Raw genomic sequence first — 15061 nt, 5'->3', positions numbered from 1 at the left:
TCGAAAGCGGACTTCGCAGACGCGACTACCCAGGACCGGCGGTGTCACTCGCGGATTCCGATCCGATCCGCGAATTCGTCCGGCCATCCGACCACCGGGCTCCCCCGGCGAATAATCGCCGTTCAGCGGGTAGCCGCCGCACATGATCTCTGTACACCCGGCACCGCTCCGGGTGGCCTCCGTGCCCGCCTCCCACGTCTATGTCCGGCATCTGTCGGCACCCGATGGTCACCACGACGTGATCCGGCTGCCGGATCCGGTGCCCGCCGACGGTCGCACGGTGCCCGGTGGCTGGTGGCCGCCGCTGATGCTCGATCCGGGCTGGATTCGCCGCAACCACAAGGAATTCGACGTCTTCCACGTGCATTTCGGATTCGACGCGCTCGCCCCGGAGCTGCTGGCCGACATCGTCGGCGAACTGCGCGCGCACGGGAAACCGTTGCTGTACACCGTGCACGACCTGCGCAACCCGCACCACCGGGACCCGGCCGCCCATCGCGCGCAACTCGACATCCTGGTGCCCGCGGCCGATGAGGTGATCACCCTGACCGCGGGCGCGGCGCGGCTGATCGCCGAACGCTGGGGACGTACCGCACATGTGCTGCCGCACCCACATGTGGTGCGGCCCAACCTGATCCGTGCGCCACGACCGGCGCGCGCCGACGTCGTGATCGGCATCCACGTGAAAAGCCTGCGCGCCAACATGGATCCCCTGCCGATCATCGACACCCTCGCGCGGCTGGTCCCGGAACTGCCCGCCACCACGCTGCGCGTCGACGTCCACGACGAACTGCTCGATCCCGAGAATCATTGGTACAACCCGGATATGGTGGCGGCATTGTGCGCCCGCGCGCGACTGCCGGGTGTCCGGCTGCTCATCCATCCCTATTTCGACGACGACGAACTGTGGCGGTACCTGTCCGCGCTCACAGTGTCGGTGCTGCCGTACCGGTTCGGTACCCATTCCGGATGGCTCGAGGCCTGTCACGATCTCGGCACGGCGGTGCTGGCCCCGAGTTGCGGTTTCTACCACCAGCAGCGGCCCTGTGGCGTCTTCGGCTGCGACGAGAACGGCTTGGACTCGGATTCACTGACCGAGGCGGTGCTGAATCTGCCTGCGGAGCAGCATATCCCGCGCGCGACCTGGCCGGCCCGCCGGGCCGAGCGGATCGGGCTGGCCGCCGCGCACCGCCGGCTCTACGAACGCGCGCTCGACCGATGAGCGGCCTGCGGATCGCCCTGGTCGCCTCCAACAGTCACCCGATCGCGCAGCCGTTCGCGGGCGGCCTGGAGGCGCACGTGTGGCTGCTGGCCCGGGCCCTGCGCGATCGCGGTCATCGGGTCACGCTGTTCGCCGCCCCGGGTTCGGATCCCGGTAGCGGTGCGGACAGTATCGCCGTGCGCGATCTGACACTGAGTACCGCTGCGGTGCAGGACATTTCGATGCCATCGCCCCAGTTCCTGATCGATCACCACGCCTATCTGGGCCTGATGGTCGATCTGATCTCGTCGGGCGCGGCCTCGTTCGACGTCGTCCACAATCACAGCCTGCACTACCTGCCGCTGGCGATGGCGCCGGCGCTGACGGTTCCGATGCTGACCACGCTGCACACCCCGCCCACGCCCTGGCTGGAATCCGCGCTGCACATCACCGGCGGGCACGGCTCGGAATTCGCCGCCGTCAGCCGGTACACCGCGGCGGCGTGGCGGCACGCGGTCGGCGACATCGGCATCGTCGGCAACGGCATCGACACCCGATGCTGGCCTGTCGGCGACGGTGGTGACGACCTGGTGTGGTCCGGCCGGATCACCCCGGAGAAGGCGCCGCATCTGGCGATCGACGTGGCCCGGCGGGCCGGTCGGCGGCTGCATCTGGCGGGACCGATCCACGACCGGCCCTATTTCGACCGATTCATCCGGCCGGCGCTCGACCCGGCGGTGGTCTATCACGGTCATCTGCGCAGCGACCGGCTCGCCCGCCTGATCGGATCCTGTGCCGTCGCGCTGATCACTCCGCAGTGGGACGAACCCTACGGCCTGGTGGTCGCCGAGGCGCTGGCGTGCGGCACCCCGGTGGTGGCGTTCGCCCGCGGTGGCATCCCGGAGATCGTCGACGAGACGTGCGGGTGCCTGGTACCCGCGGGTGACACCGCCGCGATGGCCGCCGCCGTACCGGTCGCGGCCGGACTGCGGCGCCGCGCTGCCCGGCGGCACGCCGAGACCGCCTGCGACCAGGTGACCATGGTCGAGGCTTATCTGGACCGCTACCGCCGGCTGATCGATACCGCCGTACCGGAATTGCGATGATCGGCTACTACATCCATCATCAGGGCCGCGGGCATCTGGCTCGGGCACAGGCGATCTGCGCCCGGCTGAGCCGCCCCGTGACCGTGCTGACCTCGTTGCCGGATGTGCCGGCCGAACCGTTCGCCGCCGTCGTCACCCTGCCGGCGGACGACGAGGCCGGCACGGTCACCGACGTCTCGGCCGATGGCGCGCTGCACTGGGTACCGCGCCGCGACGACGGCCTGCGCACCCGGATGGCCGCGCTGTCGGCATGGATCGCGGCCGAGCGGCCCGCGGCGCTGGTCGCCGATGTCTCCGTGGAGGTCGCGTTGCTGGCCCGGTTGCACGGGATCCCGGTGGTCACCGTCGCGCTGCCCGGCGAGCGGACCGATCCGGCTCATGTTCTGGTACACCGGATCTCGGACGCCATCATTGCCGCGTGGCCCGGACCGCTGTACCGGCCCGAATGGCTCGGCGCCCATCGGCACAAGACCGGATACGTCGGCGGCATCAGCCGCTACTCCACCCGCCCGGCATCCGGAACCCGCTGTCGCACAGCCGAACCCACCATCCTCGTGCTGTCCGGCCGCGGCGGGTCCGAATTCACCGCCGCGACGGTCCGCGACACCGCCGAACGCGTACCTGGCTGTCGGTGGCAGACGCTCGGCCTGGAGTCCTGGACCGCCGACCCGTGGCCTCGGCTGTGTGACGCGGATCTGGTTGTCGCCCATGCCGGACAGGGCGCGGTCGCCGACATCGCGGCCGCCGGAAAACCGGCCGTCCTGATCCCCGCCGCGCGCCCGTTCGGCGAACAGCACGCCACGGCCCACGCCGTCGCCGCGGCCGGACTGGCGGTGACCGTCCCGCACTGGCCGCCGCCCGGCCGATGGCCCGCCTTGATCGACCGGGCCCTGACCCTCGGCGGCGAAGGATGGGCCCGCTGGGAAGTCCGGGGCGCCCCCGACCGGGCCGCCGCCACCATCGCCGCGGTCGCCGACCGCGGATGAGAACCGCCGTCATCACGCTCGCCGCGGGCCGCATACGCCACCTGCGCAACCAGATCATCGCCCTGTCGCACAGCCCGCACACCCCCGACGAACACATCGTCGTCGCGATGGGCGACCCGGAAGTGGTTGCGGCCGTGCGGGATCGGCCGGCCACCAGCGTCTTCGTGCCGGCCGGACCGCCGCTACCGCTGGCCGCCGCCCGCAATCGCGGTGCGCTGGCCGCACTGGACGCGCACGCCGAACTGCTGATCTTCCTCGACGTCGACTGCCTGCCCGATCCGGCCTTGATCGGCCGCTATCAGGCCGCGGCACAGCGCATCCCGGATCGAACCGCGCTGCTGTGCGGCCCGGTCACCTACCTGCCACCGCCACCGGCCACGGGCTACGACCTCACCGCGCTGCCGCGATATCGCGATCCGCATCCGGCCCGCCCGGCGCCGCCGGACCACATCCTGTGGGACGAAACGAATTTCGACCTGTTCTGGTCGCTGTCGTTCGCGGTCACCGCCGACTCCTGGCGCGCGATCGGCGGATTCGATTCCGGCTACCGTGGTTACGGCGCCGAGGACACCGATTTCGCCTACCGGGCCGCGGCTTCGGGCGCCCGCCTGCTCTGGGTGGGGGGCGCCCATGCCTACCACCAGTACCACCCGGTCTCGGACCCCCCGACCGAACATCTGCACGACATCCTCGTCAACGCGCGCCGATTCCACCGCCGCTGGGGCGTCTGGCCGATGCGCGGCTGGCTGGATGGCTTCGCCGACGCCGGTCTCGTCGACCACGTCGGCGGCGAAACCGGCTGGGTACCCAGATGAGTCGCATCCCGCGCCGCCCGATCGACGCGGAGCGGGCATCCGCCTCAGCTGTCCGGATCGACCCGGCGCCGGCGGCGATGGCTGGTGTCGCACAACGGATAGATCCCCGACCGGTGGCAGGTGCAGATCGCGACGAGGAAACGGTCGCAACAGATTTCGCGACCGTCGGCGGCGGTCAGCCGAATCGGCCCCTCGATCAGGATCGGCCCGCCGGCGGTCATCGACACCCGGCGGCGAGTGGCGTCCTCGGTGGTGGGCGATTCATCGGGCGTGGCCGGCACGGATCACCACCAATTCCTCGGCACGCTGGCCGGGTTCGATCAGCCCGGTCGCCTGCAACCACTTCGACCGGGAACGCAGCACCGGCCCGAAGGCGATGGTGCTGCGGGCGGCCACCGCCGCGTCCAGTCCGCCGTCGGTGAGCATCTCGACCGTCCGATCGGGATCCGCGAGTGCGGACTGCACGATCAGCCCGGTGCCCGATTCCCGCAGCAGCCGCGGCAGCAACCGGCACAGCGGGTCCAGCACCGAGCGCCCGGTCGGACCGGCCGCCCAGGCCCGCGCGTCGCGGCGGATGTCGTCGGCGGCGCAGGCGGGTACGTAGGGCGGATTGGCGAGCACCAGGTCGTAGCGACCGCGCGGGTGCACGAGACGAATGTCGCCGTGCAGCAACTCGACTCGGCCCCACCACCGCAGGCTGTTCAGCCGCGCCGACAGCAGTGCGCGGCGGGAGATGTCCATCGCGGTCACCCGTCCGGCGCCGGACCGCAGCGCGGCGACGGTGAGCGCACCGGATCCGGTACCCACATCCAGGACCCGGCCCCCCTCCGGTACGGCAGCCCCCACGGCTCGCAGCAACATCTCGGTATCCGACTGTGGCCGGTAGACGCCCGGCGCACGAAACACGATCATGATCGTCGACTACCCGCCGGCGCGGAATTCACCGCGGCCAGTGATGCGCGCAACGAACTGCGATCGGCCGCCCAATTGTCGAGTAATTGCCGCTCCACCCGGCCCTCCAGCAATTCGGTCGCCTGGATTCCGAAAACCACGGAATCGATGAGCTCGGGATGTTGCCGCAACAGATCGGCGATCACCTCCCGCATGACCTGCTCGTGGACGGCGTCCGCCTCGACATGCTCGGTGTAGAACCGCACACAGGCCGGGTCGGCGTCCATGCGGCGCAGGGTGTCGGCCATGCGTTTCGACGCCGGGGAGGAGGTGATCTCGACGGACGCGAAATGCCCGATCAGCGCGCCCCGCCAGCGCCGGTGCAATCCGAACAGCGACATCATGTTCACCAGCGCGAGCATGGGTGCCGGAACGATATCCAGATAACCCAGATAACCGGAGTCCAGTCCGGCTCCGGCGAGCAGATCGGCGAACAGCCGGGAATGCACCCGCTCGCCGTGCCCGCCGCCGAATTCGTCGAATTCCACCGCGACCAGTGCCGCCTTGGCCGTCCCGCGCAGCCGGGGAATCACCCAGGCGTACGGATCCGCCTCCTTGAGGTGATAGATCGAGCGGTGCGCGAAATATTCGCGGACCTGCCACCACTGCCCGTCCTGTTCCAGGAAGACGCCGACACCTGTGGGCTCGGCCGGTTCGGACAACAGCGCGGCCAATTCCCGATCCAGATCGGCGCCACCGGCCACGTCCCGGCGCAACGCGTCGAGGAATCGCCGCTCCAGCCGGGCCCGGAACGCCAGCACCCGGATATCCCATTCCCGTTCCGGATCCACCGCCGCGAAACCGTGATAATGCAATTCGTAACACATGTGCAGGGCGAGATGCAGATCGTCCCCATAGGGATCGGCGTCCGCGACGGCGACATCGCCGGGTTCCGAGCCGTCCCGCAACAATGCCTCGACCGCGGCCGACAGCGGTCCGCGCGGAGTGGGTAGCGAAATCGGTGCAATCGTCGACATATCGCCCGACTACCCGCCCGACAGCCGCCGACACACCCCGCTCACGGCGTCGTGGCCTCGGCCGGCCGCCGCTTGTCCAGACCCGGAAAGACGATTTCCTCGACCAGCAGCAACACCGCGGCGGCGAGCGGAATCGCCAGCAGCGCGCCCAGCACGCCGAGCAGCGATCCGCCGATCAACACCGCCACGACGGTGACCACCCCGGGCACCGCCACCGTGCGGCCCATGATCCGGGGCCCGAGCAGGTAATCCTCGACCAGCCGCAGCACGATGAAGAAGCCCACGGTCGCCAGGCACACCGGCATCGACACCGTCAGCGCCACCACCGCGATGACGATCCCGGCCAGTGTGGACCCCACCAGCGGGATCAGATCGAGCACGGCGACGAGCACCGCGAGCACCAGCGGATACGGCACCCCGAACACTGCCAGCCAGATGAACGTCAGCACCCCGGTGATCAGCGAGATCAGCAGATTCCCGAGCACATAACCGCCGACCTTGGCGAAGATCGCGTCGCCGATCAGGATCGCCCGCGGCCGGCGATCCTGCGGGAACAGCCGGTACAGATTGGCCCGCAAACTCGGGAAACAGGCCGAGAAATAGGCGGTGAGCACGCAGACGACCACCGTGCTCGTGATCGCGCCGAATACGACCTTGCCCGCACCGACCAGCCCGTGGGTCAGATCGGCGGATTTCGTATCGATCGCCTGGCGGATCTTCTCGTCGAGATGGAGTTTCTCGGCGGCCGATCCGAAGGCCGGATAGGAATTCTCCAGTTGCTTCAGGCGATCGGGTGCGTGGTCGACCAGCGCCTGCCCCTGATCCACCAGCGGCGTGATCACCGCCACCAGGAAACCGGCGAGCGCGCCGACGATCACCAGCAGCACCAGCGTGACCGCCAACCCGCGCCCGATCCTGTGCCGGGCCAGCCACGACACCGCCGGCTCCATCCCGATCGCCAGGAACAGCGCGGCGACGACCAGCAACAACGCCTCGTGCGCGGCGAACACCGTCTTCACCGCGCACACGGTCGCCAGCACCCCCGCCGCCCCCGCGACTCCGATCATGAACGGCGACCGCCGATCGAACCGCCGTCCCGGCGTGCCGAGCGGATGATCCGGCCCACTGATCTCGGCCGCCTTCGCCTCCGCGGCGGTGATCGGTTCCGGCTCCCCCGCGGGATGCGGCTGCCCCACCCATTCGTTGTGTTCGCTGTCGTTCATGTCCACCCTCGTAAACCCGGCATCCGGCACGGCGGCAATACCCACGCCGATCGCATCGACACCGGACTCCAGTGGCGGCCCGCATGTGATTCGGCCCGCATCCGTTCCACCATGTGCGGGAGTGCAACTCGAAGGCGGGGCGCTCGGAGGGCCACCCGAAATCCGCTGCGCCGTCTGGAGTTACGAACCCGGCCGTGGCCGTCGTCGTACCGAACGAGTACAGCCGGCGAGCACGTCGACCCGCGGGAACGCCACGTCGGGTGCGCCGATCCATAGCGGCAGAACACAATTCGCGAATCCGAAGACGGTGAACAGCTGGTTGAGCTGTTCCGACGAGAGGAACTGCGGGCCGGCACCGACGGCGAGGCCCGCACTCTCTCCTAGGAGTATCCGGGGTACTGCGCCCCGCGGAGCAGCCGGGCCAGATGCACGGCGTTCCGCGCGGCGGCCTCGGTGGCGGACGCGATCGCCTCGGGCGTCGCGTCCAGATCCTGATAATCGACGGCCTGCATCGCCTCACCGTTCCAATAGGTGGAGCCCTGGGCCGGGATGGTGAACCCGATGTCGTCGAGTCCCTGGAACACGTCGGCGATCACCTTGTGCGCGCCGTCCTCGTTGCCGACCACCGCCACGGTCGCCACCTTGCCCAGCATGCTCGGCCGGCCCTCGTCGTCGGTCTCCGACAGTTCGGCGTCCAGCCGTTCCAGCACCCGCTGCGCCACCGACGACATGTGCCCCAGCCAGACCGGCGTGGACAGCACCAGGATGTCGGCGGCCCGGACCCGTTCCCGGATCCCCGGCCACTGATCCCCGTCCCCTTCATCGATCCGCACGCCCGGCCGGACATCATGGTCCGCGACCCGGATGAGGTCGCCGTCGACGCCGTGACCGGCGAATCCGTTCAGCAACTGGCGCGCGATCAACTCACTGCTCGACCTCGCCGGGGAACTCTTCAGCGTGCACACCAGCGCGACCGCCGTCAGAGAATCTGACACGTGCTTGCTCCTCTTCCGCCGAATCCCGTTCGGCTAGCTGACGATCATCCAGATCAACGCGACCGCGACGGCCACGAACACCGCGACCAGCACCACCACGGCGGCGATCACGGCGATGCCGGTCGGCGGGAAATGCCGCCGGGTGCGTGGTTCGGGCGCGGACAACCCCGAGGTCTGCGCGGTGTCCGGCGGAGTACTGCCGGGCCGGACGCCGCCGCCCGGTTCGAGATCGGGCACGCGGTGCGGGTCGGGATCCATCGACACAGTGCTCACCTCCCGTCGTTTCGCCTGTTCATGCGCGGCGGTTACCCGGCCGTTCCGGCGTCAATCGGGCAACCGGGGCGCGGTGGGACGCGGGGATGTGGGTAACCGCCGCGCATGGAGCTACTGCTGGTACTGATCGTGATCCCGATCGCCGTCGCCATCGTGGTGATCCGGCGCCGGCAATCGGGACGCAACCACGAACCGGAACCTATCACCGGCAACGAGGGACAACGCACCGTCGACGACATCTGACCCGAGGGCCGGGGCAGGCCGGTTCAGGTCAGCGCGGCGGCGGGATCCAGGACGACCTTCACCGCGCCGTCCGATTTGTGCTGGAACATCCGATAGGCGTCGGGCGCGGCCGCCAGCGGAAGCCGATGCGTCGCAAAGGTATCCACGCCGAGCGGGTCGTCGTCACCGAGCAGCGGCAGGATCTGCGGGACCCAGTGCGTGACGTTCGCCTGCCCCATCCGGACCTGGATCTGCTTGTCGAACAGGATCCGCATCGGCAACGGGTCCATCATCCCGCCGTACACGCCGACCACGGAGAGGGTGCCGCCGCGCCGCACGATGTCGATGGCACTGTGCAGGGCGGCCATCCGATCCACGCCGGCGTTGTCGAAAACCTTGCGCGCCAAGCCGTCCGGCAGGAATCCCGCCGACCGCTGGGCCAGCGCGGCGACCGGCGAGCCGTGCGCCTCCATCCCCACCGCGTCGATCACCGCGTCGGTGCCGCGGCCGTCGGTCAGTTCCCGCACCATGTCGCCGACCGGCTGCTGCGCCGTCGTGAGGTCGATCACCTCGGCGCCGCGTGCGGCGACCCGGGCCAGCCGTTCCGGTACCCGGTCGACGCCGATCACCCGCAGCCCGCGGTGCAGTGCGATGCGGCAGGCCATATCGCCGATCGGCCCGAGCCCGAGCACGGTGACCGATCCGCCCTCCGGCACCGCCGCGTACTCGACCGCCTGCCACGCGGTGGGCAGCACATCGGACAGGAACAGGAACCGGTCGTCGGCGGGACCGTGCGGCACCTTGACGTGCGTGGCGTCCGCGTACGGCACCCGCAGTAGTTCCGCCTGCGCGCCCGGCACCTGCCCGTACAGTTTCGAGTATCCGAAAAGGGCCGCGCCGCTACCGTATTCGCGAGCCTGGGTGGTCTCGCACTGGGTCGGCAGCCCCGCCGAGCACATGTAGCACCCGCCGCAGCTGATCTGGAACGGGATCACCACCCGGTCGCCGGGGGCGAGCGTCGTCACCTCCGGACCGACCTCCTCCACGATGCCGATCGGTTCGTGCCCGAGCACGTCGCCCGGGTCCATGTACGCGCCCAGCAGTTCGTACAGATGCAGATCCGAACCGCAGATCGCGGTGGAGGTCACCCGCACGACGGCGTCGGTGGGCGCCTCGATCCGCGGGTCGGGAACCTCCTCGACGGACACCGCACCGCGGCCCTGCCATGTCACGGCTTTCATCCCACCGGTTCCTTCCGCTCGCTGCCTCGTTGCCGTGGACGCCGGGTCCACACCGGGCCGGTTACCCCGTGACCGATCCTCAATCCGGCCGATCGCCGCCGCGTATCCGATCGGACACGATGCGCACCCGCGGCGGTACGCGCGATTGACCCCCGATTCCGGGGGTAGCACGGCGGCGTCGGAAATCTGCGATCCGCATTTCGGAGGAATCGTGCAGTCACTGGAACTCGTTCGTCCCCTCGCCGCGGGAACACCGTTCCCGCCGGCGCCCGACCCGATCCCGCCGACACCGCCGCCGGATCCGCGACCCGAACCCCCGATCCCGGATCCGATCCCGCCGGCGCCGGGACCCCAGCCCGAACCGACGCCGGACGTGCCACCGATCCCGGCGCCGGATCCGCCACCGATGGATCCCGCTCCGCCGCAGCCGCTCTGAACTCGTAGTCACCAGTACCGGGAGGATGAACAGTGGACGATGTATCGGACCCCAAGCAGCAGCAGTTGGACCAGTACCGGGTCGATCGGGAGCAGGGCCGGCTCACCACCCAGCAGGGTGTGCGGGTCGACAGCACCGACGACGCGCTGTCGGTCGGCCAGCGCGGACCGACGTTGCTGGAGGACTTCCACGCACGGGAGAAGATCACCCACTTCGACCACGAACGCATCCCCGAACGGGTGGTGCACGCCCGCGGCGCCGGCGCCTACGGGCGATTTAAGGTGTACGACGATCGGCTGGCCCAGTACACCGCGGCCCGGTTCCTGACCGATCCGTCGCGGGAAACGCCTGTGTTCGTGCGCTTCTCGACGGTCGGGGGTTCCCGCGGCTCCGCGGACACCGTCCGCGACGTCCGCGGTTTCGCGACGAAATTCTATACCGCGGAAGGCAATTACGATCTGGTCGGCAACAACTTCCCGGTATTCTTCATCCAGGACGGGATCAAGTTCCCCGACTTCGTGCACGCGGTGAAACCGGAGCCGCACAACGAGATTCCGCAGGCATCGTCGGCGCACGACACACTCTGGGACTTCGTCGGGCAGCAGGCGGAGACGCTGCACGCGATCATGTGGCTGATGTCGGATCGCGCGCTGCCGCGCAGCTACCGGATGATGCAGGGTTTCGGCGTGCACACCTTCCGCTTCGTCGACGCCGCCGGTCGCGCCACGTTCGTGAAGTTCCACTGGAAGCCGCAGCTGGGCGTGCACTCGCTGGTATGGGACGAGTGCCAGCAGGTCGCCGGCCGCGACCCCGACTTCAATCGCCGTGACCTGTGGGATTGCATTGCGGCGGGCCAGTTTCCGCGCTGGCAGCTGGGCGTGCAGCTGGTGCCGCAGGAGCAGGAGTTCGATTTCGACTTCGATCTGCTCGACGCGACGAAACTCATTCCGGAGGAACAGGTCCCGGTGCTGCCGGTCGGCGAGATGGTGCTCGACCGCAACCCGGACAACTTCTTCGCCGAGACCGAGCAGGTCGCCTTCCACACCGCGAACCTGGTGCCCGGCATCGACTTCACCGACGATCCGCTGCTGCAACTGCGCAACTTCTCCTATCTCGACACCCAGCTGATCCGGCTCGGCGGGCCGAACTTCTCCCAGCTGCCGGTCAATCGGCCGGTGGCCGACGTGCGCAACCATCAGCAGGACGGTTACGGCCAGCACGCGATCCCGCAGGGCGAGGCGGCCTACACGATCAACACCGTCGGCGGCGGATGCCCGGTGGTGGGCGGCGACGGCGAGTTCCGGCATCATCCGGATCGGTTGCAGGGCACCGCGATCCGGCAGCGCGCCGAGAGCTTCCGGGAGTACTACCGGCAGCCGCGGATGTTCTGGCGCAGCATGTCCGAGCCGGAGGCCGACCACATCGTCGGCGCGTTCGTCTTCGAACTGGGCAAGGTGACCCGCCCCGCGATCCGGGAGAAGGTGCTCGAGCATCTGCTCCGCATCGACAGCGATCTGGCCGATCGGGTCGCCACCGGGCTGGGGGCCACCGTCCCCGACATCGCGCTGGGCGATGACGACGACGCCCCGGTGTCGCCGGCGCTGTCCCAGGTGAATACGGCCGACGCGGGCTCGATCGCGACCCGCAAGATCGCGATACTGGCCGCCGACGGCGCCGATCTGCCCGGTATCGCGCGGGTCAGGTCCTGGCTGGACGAGCACGGCGCGATCACCGAGATCGTCGCCCCGCACGGCGGCTCGATCACCGGCGCCGACGGGCAGACCCTGCCCGTGGAGCGGCCCCTGCCGACCGTGGCCTCCGTACTCTACGACGCCGTGCTCGTAGCGGGCGGTACCGGCGCCGTCGAGACGCTCGGATCCGTCGGTCCCGCACTGCATTTCGTGCTGGAGGCGTTCAAGCACCGCAAGCCGATCGGCGCGTTCGGCGACGGTGAGTCGCTGCTGCGGCAGATCGGCCTCGTGGCCGGCGACGCCGAACAAGCCAGGCAGAACGGAGTGGTGGCCACGACCGCGAGTGGCGCCGAGGTACCGGACCGGTTCAGCGAACTGTTCGCGGAACTTCTCGCCGCGCATCGGGTCTGGTCGCGAGCCACCGACGCCGTCCCCGCCTGAGACAAGGATCGACACGGGTCTCGCGCTTGACCGACAGCCGCGCTTGGAGCGGGGCGGGGCGGGGCGGTAGACCGTTCCCGCCCCGCCCGTCCCGATCCCTCGGCGGCCGATCCGCCCGTCCCGATCCCTCGGCGGCCGATCCGCCCGTCCCGATCCCTCGGCGGCCGCCCCGCTCGTCCTGATCCCTCGGCGGCCGCCCCGCTCGTCCTGATCCCCGGTGGCCGCCCCGCTCGTCCTGATCCACCCGTCCCGATCCCCCGCAGCCGATCCGCTGCTCAGCGGCCGAGCGGTCCGGTCTCCTTGTCCAGCAACAGGCCGAGGAGACCGGTTTCGCGGCTCTGGGTCGTGATCATGTCGCGCGCGGCCTGTTTCACGACGCCGGTGGTCAGCAGGTGGTCGGCGGCCTGGGCCATCGCGATGCCGCCGTAGTGGTGGCGTTGCATCAGGTTCAGGAATCGGATCGCGGCGTCCCGGCCGGTGGCGTGGGCCAGGCCGTCCAGGTCGGCCTGAGTCGCCATGCCGGGCATGGTATCCGGGGCCACGGCCGCAGAGGCCCCGTGATGCGCCGATGGGGCGGCGGCGTGCATCCAGGCCATCGGGGCCGGGTCGGTCGTCGTCGCGCCGGCCAGGCGCAGCCAGCCCAGCATCATCCCGATCTCACCCCGCTGGGTGTCGGCGATCTGCTGAGCGAGCCGCACCACCATCGGATCAGCCCCCGGATCGAGCCGCTGCACCAGCAGCAGGGCCTGCTGATGGTGCTCGGTCATGTCCTGGACGAAGGCGATCTCGGTGGCGCTCAGCACCTTCGGGGCCGGGGTGGGCTCGGGCCACAGCAGCGGGCGCAGCGCCGCGCCCATCACCATCAGCAACAGGGCCGCGCCCAGCCCGGCGAGCGCGACGCCGCCGCGGCGGACGGTCACGATCCCACCGTCGAAGACTGGTCGGCGGGAACGGAATACGTGCCGGGCGCCAGTTGCAGAGCCAGGAATCCGTTGTCCGCGCAGGCCGTCCACAATTGGTCGCCGTGCCATTCCGGCGGCGCGAAGCACCAATCGGTGGACAGATCACCGCCGACCAGAGCGCCGGACCGCGGTCCCAGCGCCTCCGCCGGATCGAACAATCCCTGGGCCAGCGCCGCGATGATGGACGGACCGTCGAGCAGCGGGGCGCCGATCACCGAGGCCAGCGCGTGCGGCGAGTTCCACAACTGAGTGTTCTGCCCGGTCCGGGCCGGCGGGTTGTAGTACGCGATCTCCCGCACCCGCGCCGGATCCCGCACGTCGAAGACCCGGATCCCGGAGGATTCCCAGCCGCACGCCAGCGCGGTCGGGTCGACCGGCCGATCGGCGGCGCAATAGTGCGCATCGTAGGCGAACACCGAGCCGCCCATGCTCGACGCCAGCGCCCGATCCTGGTTGGCCGGCAGCTCGATCGCCAGCTTGATCGAGGATACGATGCGCGGCCGGTGGTCGTCGGAGACGTCGATGAGCTTCACCCCGCCCGCGCCGGCCTCGTCGACGGTGAACAGGTATGGCCGGTCGCCGTAGCTGACCGGAATGCTGTGCTGGGTGGCCCAGCCGTCGTTCCAGTGCAGTTCCGCCAGCACCGGTACCCGCGGATTCGGGTCGCGGCGCTGGATCGCGCTGGTGTCGAGCACCGTGATGCCACCGAAGTTGTCCGACAGGTAGACTCGGTCGCCGTCCGCGCTGACCCCCATGCCGTGCATGGACAGTCCGGGCAGGCCCTGCCAGATCACCCGTGGATTCGCGGGATCGGCCAGGTCGACGGCGCTGACGATCCCCGGCGCGACCCCCGAGGCCCAGTAGGTGTTGCCGTCCGGCGAGAATCCGCCCTCGTGGGCCGTGATCGGTACGGGCATCGCGATATTCGTGCCCGGCCCGGGATTGAGCAACCGCGGATGCGCGCAGTCGGAGACGTCGTACACCGAGATCAGCCCGAATCCGGTCAGCAGCGGAACACCGGTGCCCACCAGCAGCTTTCGCGCCGGATTCACCTTGAGGCTCTCCCAGGTGCCCGCCAGCATCGCCGGTTCGGTCAGCGTCGTGGACAGCACCGGATTCGCCGGATCGGCGACATCGACGACCTGCACCCCGGTCGCGGGCCCGAGCAGATCGCCGGGGAACAGACTGCCCATGTACAGGCAGTGATCGAAGGTGGTGGAGGTGATTCCGCCACCGCGACCGGCATATCCGCCGAGCCGCGTGAGATTGCACCGGTACCCCTCGGTGCTGCGGCCGGAGTTTCGGTCGGCGGCGCTCACGTCGCCCTGCAGGCCGGTCTCCGGCCGCGAATCCGGACCACACTGCGCGGCCGGCACCGATACCGAGTAGGCGCCGGCTGTTTCCCGGACCGGGCCTTCGTCGGGTGGTTGCGCGGACGCCGTTCCGAACGGGATCAGGCACACCGCCGCCGCGACGGCCACGAGTAGCTTCCGGACACGAGACACAGGCTGCACGATCATGTTCTCCCTCGCCGATGAGGG

The 15061-nt window shown here is 69.8% G+C and carries 15 protein-coding genes and 1 pseudogene; 6 read left to right on the top strand and 10 right to left on the bottom strand.

Annotated elements, in window-relative coordinates:
* Positions 1 to 142 precede the first annotated feature (142 nt).
* From NRB56_RS16735 to NRB56_RS16720, 4 genes are read left to right on the top strand one after another with little or no spacing between them, the layout of a single operon-like run.
* Complete coding sequence (locus NRB56_RS16735; protein WP_153343237.1) at positions 143 to 1222, top strand: glycosyltransferase family protein; 1080 nt, start codon at positions 143 to 145, stop codon at positions 1220 to 1222.
* Positions 1219 to 2307 (top strand): glycosyltransferase, encoded by a 1089-nt coding sequence (locus NRB56_RS16730; protein WP_153343235.1) that lies wholly within the window; start codon positions 1219 to 1221, stop codon positions 2305 to 2307. Before NRB56_RS16735 ends, NRB56_RS16730 begins: the two co-directional genes overlap by 4 nt.
* A complete protein-coding gene (locus tag NRB56_RS16725; RefSeq protein WP_153343233.1) occupies positions 2304 to 3293 on the top strand; it encodes a glycosyltransferase in 990 nt (329 codons plus the stop codon). Before NRB56_RS16730 ends, NRB56_RS16725 begins: the two co-directional genes overlap by 4 nt.
* Positions 3290 to 4108 carry a glycosyltransferase family 2 protein gene (locus tag NRB56_RS16720; RefSeq protein WP_153343231.1) on the top strand — a complete coding sequence of 273 codons (819 nt, stop codon included), beginning with the start codon at positions 3290 to 3292 and terminating at the stop codon, positions 4106 to 4108. Before NRB56_RS16725 ends, NRB56_RS16720 begins: the two co-directional genes overlap by 4 nt.
* A 44-nt stretch (positions 4109 to 4152) precedes the next feature.
* On the opposite strand, the gene NRB56_RS16715 is transcribed toward NRB56_RS16720, so the two are convergent.
* The 7 genes and pseudogenes from NRB56_RS16715 to NRB56_RS16690 all read right to left on the bottom strand — a co-directional run bounded on the left by NRB56_RS16715 (position 4153) and on the right by NRB56_RS16690 (position 8512).
* Positions 4153 to 4389, bottom strand: coding sequence for a CDGSH iron-sulfur domain-containing protein (locus NRB56_RS16715; RefSeq protein WP_406603490.1), 237 nt, complete (start codon positions 4387 to 4389; stop codon positions 4153 to 4155).
* On the bottom strand, positions 4370 to 5020 hold the full coding sequence (locus NRB56_RS16710; RefSeq protein ID WP_153343230.1) for a methyltransferase: 651 nt from the start codon (positions 5018 to 5020) through the stop codon (positions 4370 to 4372). Before NRB56_RS16710 ends, NRB56_RS16715 begins: the two co-directional genes overlap by 20 nt.
* Positions 5017 to 6036, bottom strand: coding sequence for an iron-containing redox enzyme family protein (locus NRB56_RS16705; protein WP_153343228.1), 1020 nt, complete (start codon positions 6034 to 6036; stop codon positions 5017 to 5019). Before NRB56_RS16705 ends, NRB56_RS16710 begins: the two co-directional genes overlap by 4 nt.
* A gap of 41 nt (positions 6037 to 6077) precedes the next feature.
* Positions 6078 to 7259, bottom strand: coding sequence for an AI-2E family transporter (locus NRB56_RS16700; protein WP_153343226.1), 1182 nt, complete (start codon positions 7257 to 7259; stop codon positions 6078 to 6080).
* 136 nt (positions 7260 to 7395) lie between these two features.
* Positions 7396 to 7619: pseudogene (locus NRB56_RS39035) on the bottom strand (cytochrome ubiquinol oxidase subunit I); the annotation flags it as partial.
* Between the two features lie 20 nt (positions 7620 to 7639).
* Positions 7640 to 8254 carry a flavodoxin family protein gene (locus NRB56_RS16695; RefSeq protein ID WP_319943093.1) on the bottom strand — a complete coding sequence of 205 codons (615 nt, stop codon included), beginning with the start codon at positions 8252 to 8254 and terminating at the stop codon, positions 7640 to 7642.
* A 33-nt stretch (positions 8255 to 8287) separates the two neighbouring features.
* On the bottom strand, positions 8288 to 8512 hold the full coding sequence (locus NRB56_RS16690) for a DUF6480 family protein (protein ID WP_153343739.1): 225 nt from the start codon (positions 8510 to 8512) through the stop codon (positions 8288 to 8290).
* 120 nt (positions 8513 to 8632) lie between these two features.
* Between NRB56_RS16690 and NRB56_RS38380 the strand changes: the two genes are divergently transcribed.
* Positions 8633 to 8770 carry a hypothetical protein gene (locus NRB56_RS38380; protein ID WP_194290888.1) on the top strand — a complete coding sequence of 46 codons (138 nt, stop codon included), beginning with the start codon at positions 8633 to 8635 and terminating at the stop codon, positions 8768 to 8770.
* Positions 8771 to 8793: 23 nt separating this feature from the next.
* Here the strand turns inward: NRB56_RS38380 and NRB56_RS16685 are convergent, their stop codons facing one another.
* Positions 8794 to 9990, bottom strand: coding sequence for an alcohol dehydrogenase catalytic domain-containing protein (locus tag NRB56_RS16685; RefSeq protein ID WP_153343224.1), 1197 nt, complete (start codon positions 9988 to 9990; stop codon positions 8794 to 8796).
* A gap of 468 nt (positions 9991 to 10458) precedes the next feature.
* Here NRB56_RS16685 and NRB56_RS16680 point away from each other — a divergent pair, with 468 nt between their 5' ends.
* On the top strand, positions 10459 to 12558 hold the full coding sequence (locus NRB56_RS16680; RefSeq protein ID WP_319943092.1) for a catalase: 2100 nt from the start codon (positions 10459 to 10461) through the stop codon (positions 12556 to 12558).
* Positions 12559 to 12833: 275 nt separating this feature from the next.
* On the opposite strand, the gene NRB56_RS16675 is transcribed toward NRB56_RS16680, so the two are convergent.
* Together NRB56_RS16675 and NRB56_RS16670 are read right to left on the bottom strand one after the other, a co-directional pair.
* The gene (locus tag NRB56_RS16675; protein ID WP_319943091.1) at positions 12834 to 13478 is read right to left on the bottom strand and encodes a DUF305 domain-containing protein; all 645 of its coding nucleotides are present in this window, start codon (positions 13476 to 13478) and stop codon (positions 12834 to 12836) included.
* A complete protein-coding gene (locus NRB56_RS16670; RefSeq protein ID WP_153343222.1) occupies positions 13475 to 15040 on the bottom strand; it encodes an LVIVD repeat-containing protein in 1566 nt (521 codons plus the stop codon). The genes NRB56_RS16675 and NRB56_RS16670 overlap by 4 nt, the downstream gene beginning before the upstream one ends.
* Between the last annotated feature and the right edge of the window lie 21 nt (positions 15041 to 15061).

It is taken from the genome of Nocardia aurantia, from assembly GCF_009604425.1.
In the GTDB taxonomy this organism is placed as follows: domain Bacteria; phylum Actinomycetota; class Actinomycetes; order Mycobacteriales; family Mycobacteriaceae; genus Nocardia; species Nocardia aurantia.
This window is presented reverse-complemented; position numbering and strand designations above follow the sequence as displayed.